This window comes from Kitasatospora sp. NPDC058406 (assembly GCF_042722765.1).
Classification (GTDB): domain Bacteria; phylum Actinomycetota; class Actinomycetes; order Streptomycetales; family Streptomycetaceae; genus Kitasatospora.
The window spans coordinates 21,902-38,778 of the sequence record NZ_JBHXKE010000065.1 but is presented as its reverse complement, the minus strand read 5'-3'; the positions used below and the strand labels follow the sequence as shown (position 1 = coordinate 38,778).

The window sequence follows — 16,877 nt, the reverse complement described above, 5'->3', positions numbered from 1 at the left end:
AGGCGGCGCCGGCGGCCAGCGTGGCGAGGACGGCGACCAGCTGGTCCCGGCCGCGCGGCAGCGCGAGGCCGACCAGCGTGCCGGGGCCGGCGCCGTGCCGGGTGAGCGCGGCGGCGGCGTGCGCGACCAGGGCGGCGAGTTCGCGGTAGGAGTGCGCGACGCCGTCGGCGACCAGGGCGACGGCGTCCGGGGTGGCCGCCGCGCGGGCGGCGAACAGGACGGGGACGGTGTCCTCGGCGAGCTCGGGACGGGGCGCCGGTGCGGCCGGCCGGGCGGCCCGTTCGTCGGGACCCAGCAGCGGCAGGTCGCCGACGGGGGTGGCGGGGTCGGCGACCACGCCGTCCAGCAGGGTGGTGAGGTGGCCCGCGATCCGTTCGGCGACACCCGGTGCGAGGGCCTCCGTCCGGTACTGCAGGCTTCCGGTCAACTCGCCCTCGGAGTCGACGAACTGGAGGTGGAGGAGGTTGCGGGCGGTGCCCGCGAAGCCGGTCCAGCGGACCGTCGCGGCGAGGTCCCCGGCCGTGGTGCCCGCGGCGGCGAAGCCGGGGCCCGCGGTGCCGGCGGGCCGGCGGCGGTAGCTGAGGGAGAGCGGGGTGAGCGCGGTGCGCGGGGTGAGGCCGCGGACGGCCCGGCCGAGCGGCACGGTGCGGTGCCGGTACAGCGTGCGCAGTTCCCCGCGCACGGCCCGGGCGAAGGCGGCGAACGGCTGCCCGGCCGACGGCTCGGTGAACAGCGGCAGTTCGTTGACCGCCAGGCCGACGGCGGTCTCCTCGCCGGGGCGTCGGACGGAGAGTTCGAGGGCGGTGGCGGGCGCCCGGTTGCCGTAGCGCAGCAGCAGGGCGTGCCAGGCGGCGGTGAGCAGCTCGAAGCGGGTGACGCCCAGCCGGTCGGCCGTGCCGGCCAGCGCGGTGTACCGGGCGCCGGTCAGTCGGAAGGGGACGGCGGCGCCGGGCCCGGGGGCGGTTCCGCCGTCCGCCGGCTGCCGCAGCCCGGGCAGGACCGGCACACCGGGCTCGCGCCAGCGGTCGGCCCAGTACGCGGTGGCGTCCGCGACGTCCTGCGGCGCCGGTTCGGCCGCGGCGGGGGCGGGCGGCGCCGATTCCCGGAGGTCACCGCGGTAGGCGGCGGCGAGGTCGGCGACCAGCCGGTCCTTGGACTCGCCGTCGAAGGCGAGGTGGTGGACGGTCACCAGCAGGACGTGCCGGCCCGGCCCGGTCCGGTACAGGCCGAACCGGGCGAGCGGCCCGGCGACCAGGTCGAAGCGGGCGGCCGTCTCGTCGGCGAGCAGTTTGTCGAGCTCGTCCTCGCCGCAGTCGGCCACCCGCAGCTCGGGCGCGGGACCGGCCAGGACGGCGGTGCCGTCGGGGGCGATCCGGCTGCCGAGCGCGGGGTGCCGGCGGGCGACCGCGGCGCAGGCGCCGGCCAGCGCCGGGACGTCGAGCGGGCCGTCGAACCCGACGGTGACGGCGAGGTGGTAGGCGGCGCCGGCGTCGAGGGTCTGCTCGGTGAGCCAGATGCCGTGCTGGGCGGGGCTGAGGGGGGTGCTCATCGGGGTGCCTCGGGGGACTCGTGGGTCGTCAGGAGCCGGCGCAGTTCGCGTTTGAGGACCTTCCCGCCCTCGTTGCGGGGCAGTGCGTCGCGGAACAGGACGGTGGCCGGAAGCTCGTGCGCGGCGAGCCGGTCGAGCAGGAAGGCGCGCAGCTCGGCGGGGGTCGGTGCCGCGTGCTCGGGCCCGGCGCCGGGGGCCCCGGCGCCGGGGGCGAGCACGACGACGGCGGCGACCACGCTGCCCAGCACCGGGTGCGGGATGCCGAACGCGGCCGCGTCGGCGACCAGCGGGTGGCGGTGCAGGGCGTTCTCGACCTGGAGGGTGGACACCTTGTGGGCGCCGGACTTGATCACGTCCTTCTCCCGGTCGAGCAGGTGGAGGAAGCCGTCGGCGTCGATCCGGCCGAGGTCGCCCATCCGGACCCAGCGGCCCTGGAACACCGTCGTGTCCCGCTCGCCGAGGTAGCCGCGCGGGGCAGTCGGCGAACGGAGCCAGAGCTCGCCCGGTTCGCCGGGCGGCAGCGGCCGGCCGTCGGCGTCGGTGATCCGCAGGTCGGCGAGCGAGGCCGGCTGCCCCGGCGACTCCGGGTGCTCCGGGTCGAAGAGCAGGGTGACCTGGGCGGGCGCGGCCTCGGTGGAGGTGTAGTAGTTGGCGATCTGGGCGTGCGGGAAGGCCCGGCCGAGGGCCAGCGCGACCGCTTGCGGGAGGGCCGCGGCGGTGGAGCCGACCAGCTTGACGCCGTCCAGCGCACCGGGGGCGTCCGCCCCTGCCTTGGCGAGGGCGGCCGAGCCGAGCAGTTCGATCGCCGTCGCGGGGACGAGGAAGACGCTGCCGACGTCGTGTTCGGCGATCAGCCGGAGGAACCGCAGCGGGGTGAACTGGGGGGCGGCGATGCAGGCGGCGTGCGCGTTGAGCGCGTTGACCAGCATGGTCTGGCCCGCGTTGGTGCCGACGGGGAAGGAGTGCAGGAACGCCGTGGAGTGCCGCAGCGGGCGGCGGCGCTCGTCCAGGGTGCAGCCGTACGCCAGGTTGGCGTGGGTGGCGGTGACGCCCTTGGGCGTGCCGGTGGTGCCGGAGGTGTAGAGGATCTGGGCGGGGGCCGCCGGATCGGCGGGCGGGAGGCCGGGATCGGCGGGGTGGTCGGCGGCGTCCGCCTCGGTGAGGGCCGTCACCCCGTCCGCGGCGGCGGGGGCGTCCGCCGCCGCGTGCACGAGGAACCGGGCCCCGGAGTCGGCGAGGGCGTGCGCGGTGACGGCCGGGGCGAGCCGGTCGGAGAGCGGGACGGCGACGCCGCCGGCCCGGAGCACGGCCAGGTGGGCGACGGCGTAGGCCGCCCAGTCGGCGGTGCCGTGGCGCAGGCCGACCCGGTCGCCGGAGCGGAGTCCGGCGGCGCGCAGCGCGCCGGCGAGCGCTCCCGAACGGGCTTGCCAGGCGCCGAAGTCGAGCCGGTCGGGGCCGTTGACGATCGCGGTCCGCCCGGGGTGGGCGGCGGCCCGGTGGGCGAGCAGCTCGGGCAGGGTGGCGGGGGCGCGGTTCACGCGGCGCCCGCCTTCGCCCGGTCCGCGGCTTCCGTCGCGGCCCGGCGGTCGGCCGCGAGGCGGGCCCGCTCGCGCAGCCCGACCAGGTCGTCCGGTTCGGCGTCGGGCACGTCCCGGTCGAAGCGGGCGAGCGCGGGCAGCCGCAGTCCGACGGCGACCAGGACGAGCATGGCGAGGCCGAACAGCACGTACATCAGGGCGATGCCGCGCCCGGGGCCGGTGCCGATCAGCGGGCCGAAGACCGGGGCGAGCCCGCCGCCCGGCTCCATCAGCGGGCCGAACACGGCCGAACCCAGCGGGGCGATGACGCCGTGACCGAGCGGCAGGGTCGACCACGCGACCAGGGTGTTGAGCGCGAAGACGCGGCCGTGGAACCGCTGCGGGACCTTGACCTGGACGATCGTCGAGTAGACACCGTTGACCAGGGAGAGCGCGAAGGACATCCCGAACGCCCCCGCGGCGATCACCCAGAGGCCGGCGTTCAGACCGGTGACGGCCCCGGCCAGGGCGAGCAGGGCGGCCAGGCCCAGCATCCCGCGCAGCCGGTGCCGGCGCGGTCCGCCCCAGAAGCCCATGGTGACGCCGCCGAGCAGCGCGCCCGCGCCGCCGGCCACCGCCACCCGGGCGGCGCCGTCCAGGTCGTCGAAGGCGAGCACCATGGGCGTGATGAGCAGGAACAGCGGGGAGAGGAAGACGTTCAGCCCGGCGAACCAGAGCAGCATGGCCCGGAAGCCCCGGTTGCGCCAGGACCAGCCGAAGCCCTGCTTGATCTCCGCGGTGAGGGACTCGCGCCGGGTCCAGGGCAGCGTGCGGGGGAACCGCACCGCGAGCAGGATGCCGATCGCCAGGACGTAGCTGGCCACGTCGATGATCAGGATGCCGCGCAGGCCGATCGCCGCCATCAGCGCCACGGCCACCAGCGGCACGACGAACTGCGCCGTTCCGAAGGCGAGCTGGACGATCCCGTTGGCATGGCCGAGGTACTGCTTGGGGACGATCTGCGGCACCGCGGAGGCGTAGGCGAGGCGTTGGAAGGTGAGTGCGACGGAGAGCACGCCGAGCAGGACGTACACCTCCCACGAGTGCAGCTGCCCGGCGAGCAGCAGGGCGAGCATCGCGGCCTGGGTGGCCCCGGCCGCGACGTCCCCCGCGAGCATCACCTTCCGCCGGTCGAGGCGGTCGACCAGGGCGCCGGCCAGCGGGCCGACCAGGATGCCGGGGAGCATGGCGACGACGGCGTAGAGCGCGTACCGCGCCATCGAGCCGGTCTCCAGCAGGATCCAGATCGGCAGGGCGAACTCGGTGAGCGCGGAGCCGGTGATGGAGGCCAGCTGGCCGGTGGCGACGGCGAGGAAGCGGCCGAGGCCGGGCTGCGGGCCGTCGGGCTCCGCCGGGGCCGGCGCGGCCTCGGGGGCGAGCGGCGTGTCCGGGTCGACCGCGGCGTCGGGGGCGACCGGCGTGAGCGGGCCGGTCTCGCCGTGGAACCACCAGGAGTTCTCCGGCGCCCGGGCGGGCAGGTCACCGGTCTCCCCCGCCAGCACCGCGCGGTGCACGGTGGTGACCGCCTCCGCGACCTCGGCGGCCCGGTACTTGACGAAGAAGTGACCGCCCTGGTCGAGCACGGCCACGGCGGAGCGCTCGGCGAGCAGCAGCCACTCGCGGTAGCGCTCCTGGTAGAAGTCCGCGGCCGGGTCGTGGTCGCCGACCAGCGAGACCAGCGGCGCCCGCAGCCGGGGCGCGCCCGCGGCCACCTCCGCGATGGCGCGGGTGAAGTACGCCTCGGCGGCCTTGGAGTCCCGGCGCATGTTGCCGACGATGAACCGGATCTGGTCCTGGTCGAGCTCGGAGGTGTCGACGCCCATGCCGGTGAGCCAGTTGACGTAGACCCGGTCGCCGAGCAGCGGCTCCAGCGAGGCGAGTCCGCTGAGCGCGGTGAGCACGCGGCTGCGCGGCTTGGCGAACGGGAACTGGGCGCCGGCGTAGACCGCTTCCAGCTCCCGCCCGGAAGCCTCCAGCAGACGGGCGGTCGCGACGGCCAGCGCGGTGCCGACGCCGCAGTGCCCGTAGACCACGACGGGCCCGTCGACCCGTTCGCGGACCTCCGCGGCCAGTTGCTCGGCCAGTTCGTCGAAGGGCAGGTGTTCCTCGGTGACGCCGATGTCGTGGCCGGGGATGGCCACCGCCCACAGTTCGGTGTCGGCGGGCAGCAGGTCGGCGACGGGCTGGTAGACGACGGCGCTGCCGCCGCCGTACGGGACGCAGACCAGGGTGAGCCGGCGGCGGTCGGCGGGGACGGGCCGGGTGAGCCGGTGCAGCAGGCGGCGCGGGCCGCGGTCCTGCTCGTCGAGGGCGGCGAGCGCGGCGAGGTCGCGGACGGTGCGGCAGGTGAAGAGGTCCATCACGCTGACCGGGCGGGCCCCGGCCTCGGGGAGCCGCCGGCGGGCCTTGGCGACCACCTGGGTGGCGAGCAGCGAGTGGCCGCCGAGGTCGAAGAAGTCCTCGTCGGTGCCGACCTCGGGCAGGCCCAGCACCTCGGCCCAGATCTCGGCGAGCACCCGCTCGGCGGGTGTCCGGGGCGCGGTGGCGCCGGCGTCGCGGCGCAGGCGCGGCGCGGGCAGGGCCCGGCGGTCGAGCTTGCCGTTGGGGGTCAGCGGCAGCGCCGGGAGGACGGCGAAGGCGGTGGGCACCTGGTGGTCGGGGAGGGTCCGCTTGAGCGCGGCGCGCAGGGCGGCGGGGTCGGGCTCGTCGGCGCCGGGCTCGGGGACGAGGTAGCCGACGAGCCGCTTGTCGCCGGGCCGGTCCTCGCGCACGACCACGGCGGCGTCGGCGATGCCGGGCCGGGCGCGCAGGGCGGCCTCGGTCTCACCGGGTTCGATCCGCAGGCCCCGGATCTTGACCTGCTGGTCGATCCGGCCGAGGTGTTCGAGGGCTCCGTCGGGCCGGCGGCGGGCGAGGTCGCCGGTGCGGTACAGGCGGGCACCCGGCGGGCCGTAGGGGTCGGGGACGAACCGGGCGGCGGTGAGGCCGGGTCGCCGGTGGTAGCCGAGGGCGACGGCGGGGCCGCCGATGTGGAGTTCGCCCGGGGCGCCGGGCGGCACCGGCCGGAGTGCCTCGTCCAGGACGTAGAGGCGGGTGTTGTCGATCGGCAGGCCGATCGGGACGGTCTCCAGCGGGCCTTCGCACTCCCAGGCGGAGACGTCGACGGCGGCCTCGGTGGGGCCGTACAGGTTGGCGAGCGCGCAGCCGGGCAGGCGGCCGGTGAACTCCCGTGCGGTGTCGGGCGGGAGGGCCTCACCGCTGCACACGACGCGGCGCAGTGCGGTGCACTCCTCGATGCCGTCCTCGGCGAGGAAGACGGTGAGCATGGCGGGGACGAAGTGGGCGACGGTGACGCCGGCCCGCACGATCAGGTCCCGCAGGTAGCCGCTGTCCTTCTGGCCGCCGGGCTTGGCGAGGACGATCCTGGCGCCGGTGGTGAGCGGCCAGAAGAACTCCCAGACGGAGACGTCGAATCCGGCCGGGGTCTTCTGCAGGACGGCGTCCCCGGGGCCGATCCGGTAGGCGTCCTGCATCCACCGGATGCGGTTGGCGATGGCCCGGTGGGTGTTGGGGACGCCCTTGGGGCGGCCGGTGGAGCCGGAGGTGTAGATCAGGTACGCGGTGTCGTCGGGGTCCGGCCCGACGGGACCGGCGGGACCGCCGGTCCGGGTTCTCGCCCGGGGCCACTCGGCCGGGTCGTCGAGCAGCAGGACGCGCGCGGTGCAGCCGTCCGGGACGGGGAGCCCGCGCTGGGTGAGCAGGACGGGTGCGGCGCTGTCCGCGAGCAGGAAGGCGAGCCGCTCGGCCGGGTACTCCGGTTCGAGCGGGGTGTAGCCGGCGCCGGCGCGGAGCACGCCGAGCAGGCCGGCGACCAGCTCGGGCGAGCGTTCGGCGCTGACCGCGACCAGGCTGCCGGGGCCGATCCCCTCGGCGGCGAGGCGGGCGGCGATCCGGTCGGCGGCCGCGTCTAGCTGACGGTACGTCAGGACGGGCTTGCCCTCGAAGGCGACGGCGACCGCGTCCGGGGTGCGGGCGACCTGTTCGGCGACCAGGGCGGTCAGCGTGGTGGCCGGGCGGTCCACGGCGGTGTCGTTGAACTCGTCGATCTCGAAGCCGCGTTCGGCCTCCGGGAGCTCGCCGAGGGCGGACAGCCGGGTGTCCGGATCGGCGGCGACGGCGGTGAGCAGCCGGCCGAGGTGTCCGGCGAGGCGGGCGATGTCGCCCTCGGCGAACAGGTCGGTGTTGTAGTTGAACGAACCGAGCAGGCCCTGCGGCCACTCCTGGAGGAAGAGTTCCAGGTCGAACCGGGTGCCGCTGGCCCGCACCCCGAACGGCTCCACCTCCACCGGCAGTCCGTCGATCCCGTCGCGCTGGGTGGCGTAGTTCTGCACCGCGAGGACGGCCTGGAAGACCGGCGGCCGGGTGACGTCGCGGGGCACCTTGAGCTCGGTGACCAGCTGGGCGAAGGGCAACTCCTGGTGGGCGTAGGCCTCCAGGCAGGTCTCCCGGGTGCGGCGGAGCAGCTCGGTGAAGGCCGGGTCGCCGTCGAGGCGGGCGGGCAGGGCCAGCACGTTGACGAACATGCCGACCAGGGCTTCGAGTTCGGGCTCGGTGCGGCCCGCGACGGGCGAGCCGACCGCGAACTCCCGCTGCCCGCTGTACCGGGCGAGCAGGGCCTGGAAGGCGGCCAGCAGCACCATGTGGACGGTGGCGTCGTGCTGCTTGCCGAGCGCGGTGAGCCGGTCGAGCAGGTCCCGGTCGACCGCGAAGCCGTAGCCGGCGCCGTCGAAGGTCTGGCGCGGCGGCCGGGGGCGGGAGAAGGCGAGCTCCAGCGGTTCGACGCCGGCCAGCTCCCGGCCCCAGTGCGCGACCTCGGCGGCGAGCCGACCGCCGCTCAGCCGCTCGCGCTGCCAGATGGCGAAATCACCGTACTGGACGGCGAGTTCCGGCAGCGGGTCGGGCCGGCCGGCCGCGTACGCGGCGTAGCCGCGGAGGATCTCGCCGAGCAGTACCTCGCTGGACCAGCCGTCGCCCACACTGTGGTGGACGACCAGCAGGAGGACGTGGTCGTCGTCGGCGAGCCGGATCAGCAGGGCACGCAGCAGCGGGCCGCTCTCCAGGTCGAACGGGACGGCGGAGGTCTCGTCGACCAGCCGTTCGGCGTGCGCCTCGCCGTCGGCGTCGGTCACCGTGAAGGCGGCCGGGCCCGCCGGGTCGACGGCCAGCAGCGGGCGGCCGTCCTCGGTGGCCGGGTACCGGGAGCGGAGGGTCTCGTGCCGGGCGACGGAGGCGTCCAGGGCGCGGCGCAGGGCTCCGGCGTCCAGCGGCCCCCGCAGCCGCCGGACCACCGGGATGTTGTAGGCCGCGGTGCCCGGTGCGAACTGCTCCATGAACCAGAGGCGTTCCTGGGCGAAGGAGAGCGGTACGGGCGCGTCGGCGGCGCGGCGCGGGATCGCCCCGCGCGGGGCGGTGCGGGCGCGCAGCCGCCGGCTGAGCAGCTCCCGCTTCGCGGCGGTGAGACCGGCGGCCGGCGGCTCGGCCGCCCGGGCCGGGACGGTGACCGCAGGGGCCTCGCCGGTGGGCGGCGGGGCGGTGGGCGACGGGGCGATGGGCGACGGGTCCGCCGGGGGCGCGCCCGCCCCGGCGGCGGAGATGGTGATGTCGGTGCTCATTGCGGCGTTGCGGTCCCTTCCAGGGCGTCCTGCGCGGCGAGCAGTTCCTCGACGGCGTCGTCGGACAGCGCGGCGAGCTCGGCGACCAGGGCGGCTTCGACGGCGTCGGCGAAGGCGGCCACCGTGCGGTGGGTGAAGAGGGTGCGCAGCGGGACGGCGAGGTCGGCCGTCCCGCGGATCCGGGCGATGACCCGGGTGGCGAGCAGGGAGTGGCCGCCGAGATCGAAGAAGTCGTCGTGGACACCGACCCGGTCGAGGCCGAGCACCTCCTGCCAGACCTCGGCGACCAGCTCCTCCGCCTCGGTACGCGGGGCGAGGTAGGCGGCGCGCAGGTCGGGGCGGGTGTCGGGGGCGGGCAGGGCCCGGCGGTCGAGCTTGCCGTTGGGGGTCAGCGGCAACGCGTCGAGCGCGACCAGGGCGTTGGGCACCAGGTGGGCGGGCAGGGTGGCGGCCAGGGCGACCCGCAGCGCGGCCGGGTCGGGAGCCCCCGCGCCGGGCGCGGGCACGACGTAGCCGACCAGGCTGTCGCCGCGGGCGACCACCGCGGCCTCGCCGATGCCGGGCCGGGCGAGCAGCGCCGACTCGACCTCGCCGGGCTCGATCCGGTAGCCGCGCACCTTGACCTGCGCGTCGATCCGCCCGAGGAACTCCAGGGCGCCGTCGGCGCGGTGGCGCACCAGGTCACCGGTGCGGTAGCGGCGGGCGCCGGGCGGGCCGTCCGGGTCGGGGACGAAGGCGCGGGCGGTGGCCCCCGGCCGGCCGAGGTAGCCGTCGGTGACACCGGCCCCGCCGACGACCAGCTCGCCGGGAGTGCCGGGCGGTACGGGCGCGCCGTGGCGATCGAGCACGGCGACGGTGGTGGCGCCGATCGGCCGGCCGATCGGCGGGCGGTGTCCGGCGTCCGCGGCGGTGAGTTCGGCGGTGGTGGCGATGACGGTGGTCTCGGTGGGGCCGTAGGAGTTGACCAGCCGGACGCTGTCGCCGAAGCGGGCCCGCCAGGCGGCGACGGCCTCCGGGGCGACCTGGTCGGCCCCGAGGATCAGCAGCCGCAAGCCGGGCGGCCAGGGGGTGGCGTCGAGGTCGGCGGCCAGCCGGTGCCAGTACGGCGTGGGCAGGTCGAGGACGGTGAGGCCGGCGGCGGACGGCTCGGCGAGCTGGTCGGGCAGTGCGGCTCCGGCATCGGCGACCACCAGGGCGGCGCCCGCGGCGAGGGCCGGGAACACCTCCTCGGCGCAAGTGTCGAAGGAGAGCGAGGCGTACTGGAGCACCCGGTCGGCGGCGGTGATGCCGTAGCCCTCGCGCATCCAGGCGACCCGGGCGGCGAGCGCGCGGTGCGGGACGAGGACGCCCTTGGGGGTTCCGGTCGAACCGGAGGTGTAGACGAGGTAGGCGGTGTCGTCCGGGCCGGCGGCGGCCCCGGCCGCGAGCGGCGCGGGCGCGGGCGGCGCGGGCGCGACGTCCGGGGCCGGTCCGCCGCGGCCGTCCGCGTCGGCGGGGAGGACCGGGCGGGCGGGGAGGACGGGGATCACCGGGACCGCGGTGGTCAGGCCGTCGACGGGCGCGCCGTCCGTGGTGACCAGCACCGCGGCGCCGCTGTCGGCGAGCATGAAGGCGAGCCGGGCGGCCGGGTACTCCGGGTCGAGCGGCAGGTAGCCGGCGCCGGCCCGCCAGGCCGCCAGCATCGCGACCACCGCGCGCGGCCCGCGCGGCAGGCAGAACGCGACCAGGTCGCCGCGCCGCACACCGTGGGCGGCCAGCCGGGCGGCCAGGGCGCGGGAGGCGTCCGCGAGCTGCGCCCGGTCGAGGGTCTCGTCGCGTCCGACCAGCGCGACGGCCGCCGGTTCCGCCGCCGCGGCGAGGTCGATCGCGTCGAGCACGGTGGCCGGGTGGTCGGGCAGCGCCGGTCCGGTGGACTCCCCCGCCCGGGCGGCGCGTTCGTCCGCGTCCAGGAGCGGCAGCCGGTGGACCGGGGTGTCCGGGTCGGCGAGCGCGGCCCGCAGCAGGGTCTCGAAGCGGCGGCCGAGCCTGACGACCCACTCCTCGTCCAGCAGGTCGGTCCGGTAGCCGAACACGGCCTGCAGGTCGGCGCCGTCCGGCCGGACGTCCAGGGCCAGTTCGAACTTGGCGGCGGTGTGGCCGCCGTCCGTCTCGGCGCAGACCAGGTCAGCGAAGGCGTGCTCGTCCAGCGCTCCGCCGCGCTGGGTGTGCACGGTCAGCAGGGTCTGGAAGAGCGGGGTCCGGCCGGGGTCGCGGTCCGGCCGGAGCTCCTCGGCGAGCTGCTCGAACGGCACCCGGCCGTGGCCGAGCGCGCCCAGCCAGTCGCTGCGGACCCGGCGCAGCAGCGCGTCGAAGGTCGGCGCGTCGGCGAGGTCCGCGCGCAGCACCAGGGCCGAGGAGAAGTAGCCGACCGTCGACTCGCTCTCGACGGTGGTGCGGGCGGCGGTGGGCACGCCGACGCAGAAGTCGTCCTGGCCGGTGCAGCGGTGCAGCAGCGCCTGGTAGGCGGCGGCCAGCACCATGAACGGGGTCATCCGGCGAGCGCGGGCGAAGGCCTCCAGTTCGGGGCCGGCGCCGCGCAGGATCCGGGTGTGGAAGGCGCCCGTGCTGCCCGGCCCGGTGGGCCGGGGCCGGTCCAGCGGCAGCTCCAGGGCGGGCGCGCCGGCCAGCCGCTCGCGCCAGTACGCCACCGCTCCGGCGGCCTCCGGGCCGGCGAGCCAGGCGCGTTCGGCGGCGGCGTGGGCGGCGTAGGAGGGCGGGGCGGGCAGGTCGAGCGGCCGTCCGGCGCGGTGCGCGGCGTAGCGGTCGGCGAGTTCGGTGCGGAGCAGGCCGAGTGACCAGCCGTCGGCGGCGATGTGGTGCAGGACGAGGCAGAGCACGTGCTCGCGGTCGGCGGTGCGCAGCAGGGCGGCGCGCAGCAGCGGTCCGGCGGCCAGGTCGAAGCCGCGGTTGGTGCGTCCGGCGAGCGCGGCGGCCGTCTCCTCGGTGGGGCGTCCGCGCAGGTCGATCTCGTCGAGCGGGACGGGCGCCGCCGCGTCGACCAGGGCGACCGGCCGCCCGTCCTCGGCGGGGAACCGGGTGCGCAGCGCCTCGTGGCGGGCGACCACCCCGTCGAGGGCGGCGCGCAGCGACTCCGGGGCCAGCTCGCCGGTGAGGCGCAGCACCAGCGGGATGTTGTACGCGGGGTCGCCCGGGTCCATCTGGTCGAGGAACCAGAGGCGTTCCTGCCCGACGGTGAGGACGGCGGACGTGGCGGTGGCGGTGGCGGTGGACGTGGCGGTGGCGTTGACGGCGTCGTTGGTGGTCGGGCTGCCGGGCGCGGACGGCTGGGCAGGCCGGTGCTCGGGCTCCTGGACGGTCCTGGACATGGTGCTCCTCGGTACCCGCCCCGCAGAGGGGACGGCGGGTCTGGGACATGGCTCGGCCGCGTGCCCTGTGTGGGTGGGAGGGAGCTGCGCGCTCGGCGAAGGCGGCGGGCCCCCGTATGGCCGCCGCAGTGCGGATCATGCTAGGGAGCCCCCAAGGGGGCGTCAATGGTCTGGACCAGCTTGACCGGTGGGACCAGTGGGACGGGTGGGACAGCCAGGGCGAAGGGGTCCGATCCGGGCGTGAACGGCGGAAAGCCGCCCGAAACACAGGTCTGGACGGCCCCGCCGCGGACGCCGCCCCGGTGCCGCGCGCCCCTCCGCCCGGCCCTTCACGCCGTCCACAGCCGCGCCCCGCCGCCGCACCCCCGGCCCTCGGAACGGGTCAGGGCCGGGCCCGCCGGGCCTGACGGGCGGTCACCGACGGGCCGTGACCGCCCGTCACGCGCCCTGGTACGCGAAGGCCGCCCACACGTCGAGGGCAGCCGTGTCGCGGCGGGCGAGCGCGACGAGCTCCGCCGGGGCTCCCGGCGGAAGCCGGCGGTCCGGTCGGAGCGCCCACAGCTGGGTGCGGCGCAGCGCCTCGGCCGGCGGATCGCCCTCCGCGAGCCGGCCGTGGAACACGTACATCAGCACGCACACCATCTCGTCGACCACCTCCCAGCGGGAGCCGATCACCCCGGTGGCCCCGGCGGCGACGAACGCGGTGGAGAGGGTGAGCGCCTCGTCGAGGTCGCCGCCGGTGTGGTCGCTGACGCAGGCGTCCAGCACCACCAGCCCGCCCGGCGAGCCCGGCGGGCGGCCCTGGGCCTGCCGCAGGATGTCGCCGACCGGCAGCCGGCCGCTCCGCGCGGGGTCCTGCCCGTCCTGGCCCGCCGCCCGCCCCGCGTCCTCCGCGCCGGACCGGACGGGCCCCGGTTCGGGCGCCAGGCCGAGGTAGGCGTCCAGCGGGGAGCCGCCCGACGGCAGTGCGTGGCAGGCGAGGTGCAGGACCGACGCCCCGGCCCGCCCCGGGGCGGGCAGCGCGGCCAGCACCTCGCGCGCCGTCCCCGCGCCCTCGGCGCCCTCGACGTAGCCGAGCAGGGTCCCGTGCGGGTAGTAGTCGGCGTGCAGGTACTCGGCCTCGACCTCGGCGAACATCAGCTCGCGGGTCGGGTCGCCGACGATCACCGGCCGCTCGCCCAGGGGCAGCCGGGGCCGCCCGACCACCTCGCAGAACTGGCGCGCCGAGGCGGCGTACGACAGCACCGCCCGCTCCAGGGCGCGGACCGGCCGGCTGCCGTCGCGCAGTCCGCTGCTCAGCAGCGCCGCGTGCCAGGGAACGCCGCCGAACTCGCCGAACGGCACCAGGACCAGCCGGGGCAGCCCGCCCGCCACCCCACCGCTGCCGGCCGATCGCAGCGCTGGGTGCCGGAGCAGCGGCCGGAGGACGGCGGTGCCCGACCAGTCGCACAGCTCCGCCAGGGTGGCCTGCCAGCGGCGCCGGGCGGCGACCCGGTCCGGGTGGCCGGCCGGGTGGTCGCCCAGGGTGGCCTGCCGATCCACGTGTGCCCGCCGGTAGGCGGTCAGCGGACCGCGCGGGCCGAGCGCGTCCGAGCTCACCAGGCTGAGCGGCACCAGCTCGACACCGCCCGTGCCCGCCGCCGTGACCAGCAGCGCCTGACCGCTCCGGCCCTCGCCGGGCGGCAGCAGGTAGACCAGGCCGTCGGCTCCGGCCGCACGCAGGCTCCGGGCGATCTCCTCGACCGACGGTGGTGCCATGAGCAGGGTGCCGGCCGGGGAGTCGGCCAGCGCGGCGACCGCGCGGCGGCGCAGGTCGTCCGGCATCGGGACGGCAGCGCCGCCGGGCAGCGAGTCGAGCAGCGTGCCGGGAAGGCCGAGCAGGGCATCGAGCGAACCGACGGAGGCGATGTCACCGGCTTCACCGCCCACCGCCCAGGCGGCGGCGAGATCCTCGCGGCCGGCGGCCCGCAACAGGTCGGGGACGTCGGTCGTGGTGGTGGAGGCGTGCAGCACCAGGCCCCGGCCGAGCTCCAGCACCTCCACGGCGGCCCGCAGGTGGGGCGTCGCGGCGTCCGGGGCGGACGGCTCCCCGGGCTCCTCTCCCGTCCCCACCGCATCGAGGTCGGCCAGGCACCAGTGGGCGATCGACAGGGCTTGGGCGGCGGCGTCCCTGGCCACCACGAGGGCCGGGGCGGCGGCGGCCTGGAGCAGCGTGGCGGCGGCCGTCTCACGCAGCGCGGCGAGGCCGAACTCGCGGCCCAGCCGGCGGTCGTCCGGGCCGAGGCGCTGCCGGTGGACGCGGGCCACCAGCATCGTCGCCGCGGCGAGCAACTGGGTGGGACTCCCGCGCCGGAGCCGGTCACGGACGGCCCCCGCGGCGGCCAGCGCCGCGACGGCGTCGGCCGGGAGCCGCGCGTGGCGGTACCGCATCATCAGCAGCATCGCCCGCAGCAGTTGTCCGCGCGTGCCCTCCAGGCTCGCCGGGTCGACGGCCCTGTCGAGCTCGTCGAGGTAGGTCAGGGCGCCGCCGACGCGGTGTTCCGAGTAGACCGGATAGAGGGCCAGCAGACCGAGCGCCGACGCCGCCCGCATGGTCAGCACCGCCTTGTGCAGATGCCCGGCGGGCGTCTCCTCCGCCGCCTCCACCATCAGGCCGACGGCCTCGACGATCCGGTCCGGGGCCGTGAAGAGGGCGTGCATGAAGGTGACCGCGCCGAGGTCGCCTCGTGCGAGCAGGTACAGCGGGTCGTCCACCGGGACCGCCGCCACCAGCGGCTCCAGCTCGGCCACCACCCGGCCCATCCGCCCGGTGTCCCGGCCGGTCATCGCGTCCTGGAACTCCAGCATCAGCCGGGTGCGCTGGAGGGTCGGCAGCTCACGCGCCACCAGCCGGTCCACCCCGGCGTGCTGCGAACGGGACAGGAAGGCCAGCACCTCGGCGTGGTAGCGGCGGGAGGCCTCCAGGTCCTGGTAGTCCCCGCCGAGCAGGAAGCGCTGGTAGAGGCTGACCGAGAGGTTCTCCAGGTAGACGGCCCGGTTGACGTCGTCCGGTGCGGCCCGGCGGAACGCGGCGCGCTCGTGCCGGATCGCGGCGTCCAGGTCGGCCATCTCGTTGGTCAGCGCGAAGCGCTTGCTCATCGCCGCCGCCAGCGAACCGTGCAGGTGGTCCTCCGACCACTGGGTGCCGGAGGGCTTCGCCCGCGACTCGTCCAGCAGCCCGATCACCCGGTCCACCGCGCCCAGGTCGGTCGAGAACTCGCCCTGCACGATGGAGGCGTGGGCCAGCTGCTGGAGGATGTCACTGCGGCGGATCCCGTGATCCTCCTCCTGCATCGAGTCGACGGCCACGGTGAGGTGGTGGGCGGCCTCCTCGGTGCGGTACGTCTCCGGGTCGTGCTCGCGCATCGCGTTCACCATGGTGCCGAGCATCGCGTGCGAGGCCGGCCGCACCGGGTCGTCCCCGGCCATGCCGGTCAGGCCCTCGCGGAGCACCTCCACCGACTCCCGCGCCTCCTCGGTCGCCACGTAGCGGTCGAGCCGGGCCAGTCCGGCCAGCGCGCCACCGAGCAACCAGCGCACCGTGCCGCCCAGTTCGTGTTCGGGCGGGAGCAGTCGGCGCAGATCGCGCAGTCGGGCCAGCCGGTGGTCCACGTCCTCCGGCCGGATCGTGCCGTCGCAGCGCTCCCAGTACCGGTCGATCAGGCTGAGCGAGGCCCGCAACCGGTAGGGGTCGTCCGGCGCGCTGGTCGCCGCGATCAACTCCAGGTGCATGACCGCCCGTTCGACGCGCAGTTCCTGCTCGGGCGTGGCGGCGCGACGCTCGTCCCCGACCAGCAGGAGGGCGAGGCGTTCCCGGACGGCGAGTTCGAGGGGCTCGGCCAGGTCGACCGGGCCGGGCTCGGTGTCCGGGGCCGGACGGAACGGCGGGCCGTCGGCGTCCGTCCACGGCGGCGGGCGCAACCCGCCGAGGACGCCCTCCAGGACGGCGCTCGCGGCAGCGAGGTCGGCGGGGTCGAGGTCGCGGTCGTGCCGGTCGGCGAGCGCACAGCCGAGGTTGGCCAGGAAGCCCGGGTCCTGGTCGTCGTAGTCGGCCTCGTCGGACGGATCCCGTCCGGCGAGTGCCCGCCAGGGACCGGGCGGGACCGGGACGGGGCAGGCGAGCCGCAGCGCCTCGACGGCCCGGTCGAGGTCGTCCGCGCGGGCGTCCCCGTCGGCCGAGGCGTCGGCCAGCACGTCCTCGTGGCGTACGTGCAGCAGCAGCCCCAGCCGACCGGCGGCCTCCGCACGCTCCGGCGCACCGGGATCGAGGAGCGCCACGGCGAGCGTCAACAGCTCGACGGCAGAAGTCCGTTCGGCCAGCACGGCGGACCTGATCTCCTGGTCCTCCGCGAAGTCCGGCTGCGCCGCGGCCCGCCAGTACCGGACGGAGAGGGTGAGCCCGAGCAGGAACCGCACCTCGGCCGACGCCTGTGCCGGCGCCGCCGCCCCGGCCCGCTCCAACAGCCCGCGCGCGGAGGCGAAGGCGGTCAGCGCACCGGAGAGAAGGACGGACTCGCGCCTCGGATCCGCCTCGGCGTCGTACTCGTCCAGCAGTCTCCGCCCGCGTGCGACCGACGCCGCGGCCTCGTCGAGCACCGTCACCGGAACATGACCTCCCCCGTCGCCCACCCGTCCACGGCAGACAACCGCACCACCCGCCCCCGGTCAACAACAA

The 16,877-nt window shown here is 76.7% G+C and carries 5 protein-coding genes; all 5 read right to left on the bottom strand.

Annotation, left to right across the window (positions count from 1 at the left end):
• The coding region (locus tag ACFWOG_RS15375; protein WP_380358590.1) for a condensation domain-containing protein at window positions 1-1,549 on the bottom strand (1,549 nt) is incomplete at its 3' end.
• On the bottom strand, window positions 1,546-3,087 hold the full coding sequence (locus tag ACFWOG_RS15370) for a class I adenylate-forming enzyme family protein (RefSeq protein WP_380358588.1): 1,542 nt from the start codon (window positions 3,085-3,087) through the stop codon (window positions 1,546-1,548). The genes ACFWOG_RS15375 and ACFWOG_RS15370, both read right to left, overlap by 4 nt.
• Window positions 3,084-8,798 (bottom strand): amino acid adenylation domain-containing protein, encoded by a 5,715-nt coding sequence (locus tag ACFWOG_RS15365; RefSeq protein ID WP_380358585.1) that lies wholly within the window; start codon window positions 8,796-8,798, stop codon window positions 3,084-3,086. Before ACFWOG_RS15365 ends, ACFWOG_RS15370 begins: the two co-directional genes overlap by 4 nt.
• Window positions 8,795-12,163, bottom strand: a complete 3,369-nt coding sequence (locus ACFWOG_RS15360; protein WP_380358582.1) for an amino acid adenylation domain-containing protein — start codon at window positions 12,161-12,163, stop codon at window positions 8,795-8,797. The genes ACFWOG_RS15365 and ACFWOG_RS15360 overlap by 4 nt, the downstream gene beginning before the upstream one ends.
• A gap of 438 nt (window positions 12,164-12,601) precedes the next feature.
• Window positions 12,602-16,804, bottom strand: a complete 4,203-nt coding sequence (locus tag ACFWOG_RS15355) for a CHAT domain-containing protein (protein WP_380358579.1) — start codon at window positions 16,802-16,804, stop codon at window positions 12,602-12,604.
• Between the last annotated feature and the right edge of the window lie 73 nt (window positions 16,805-16,877).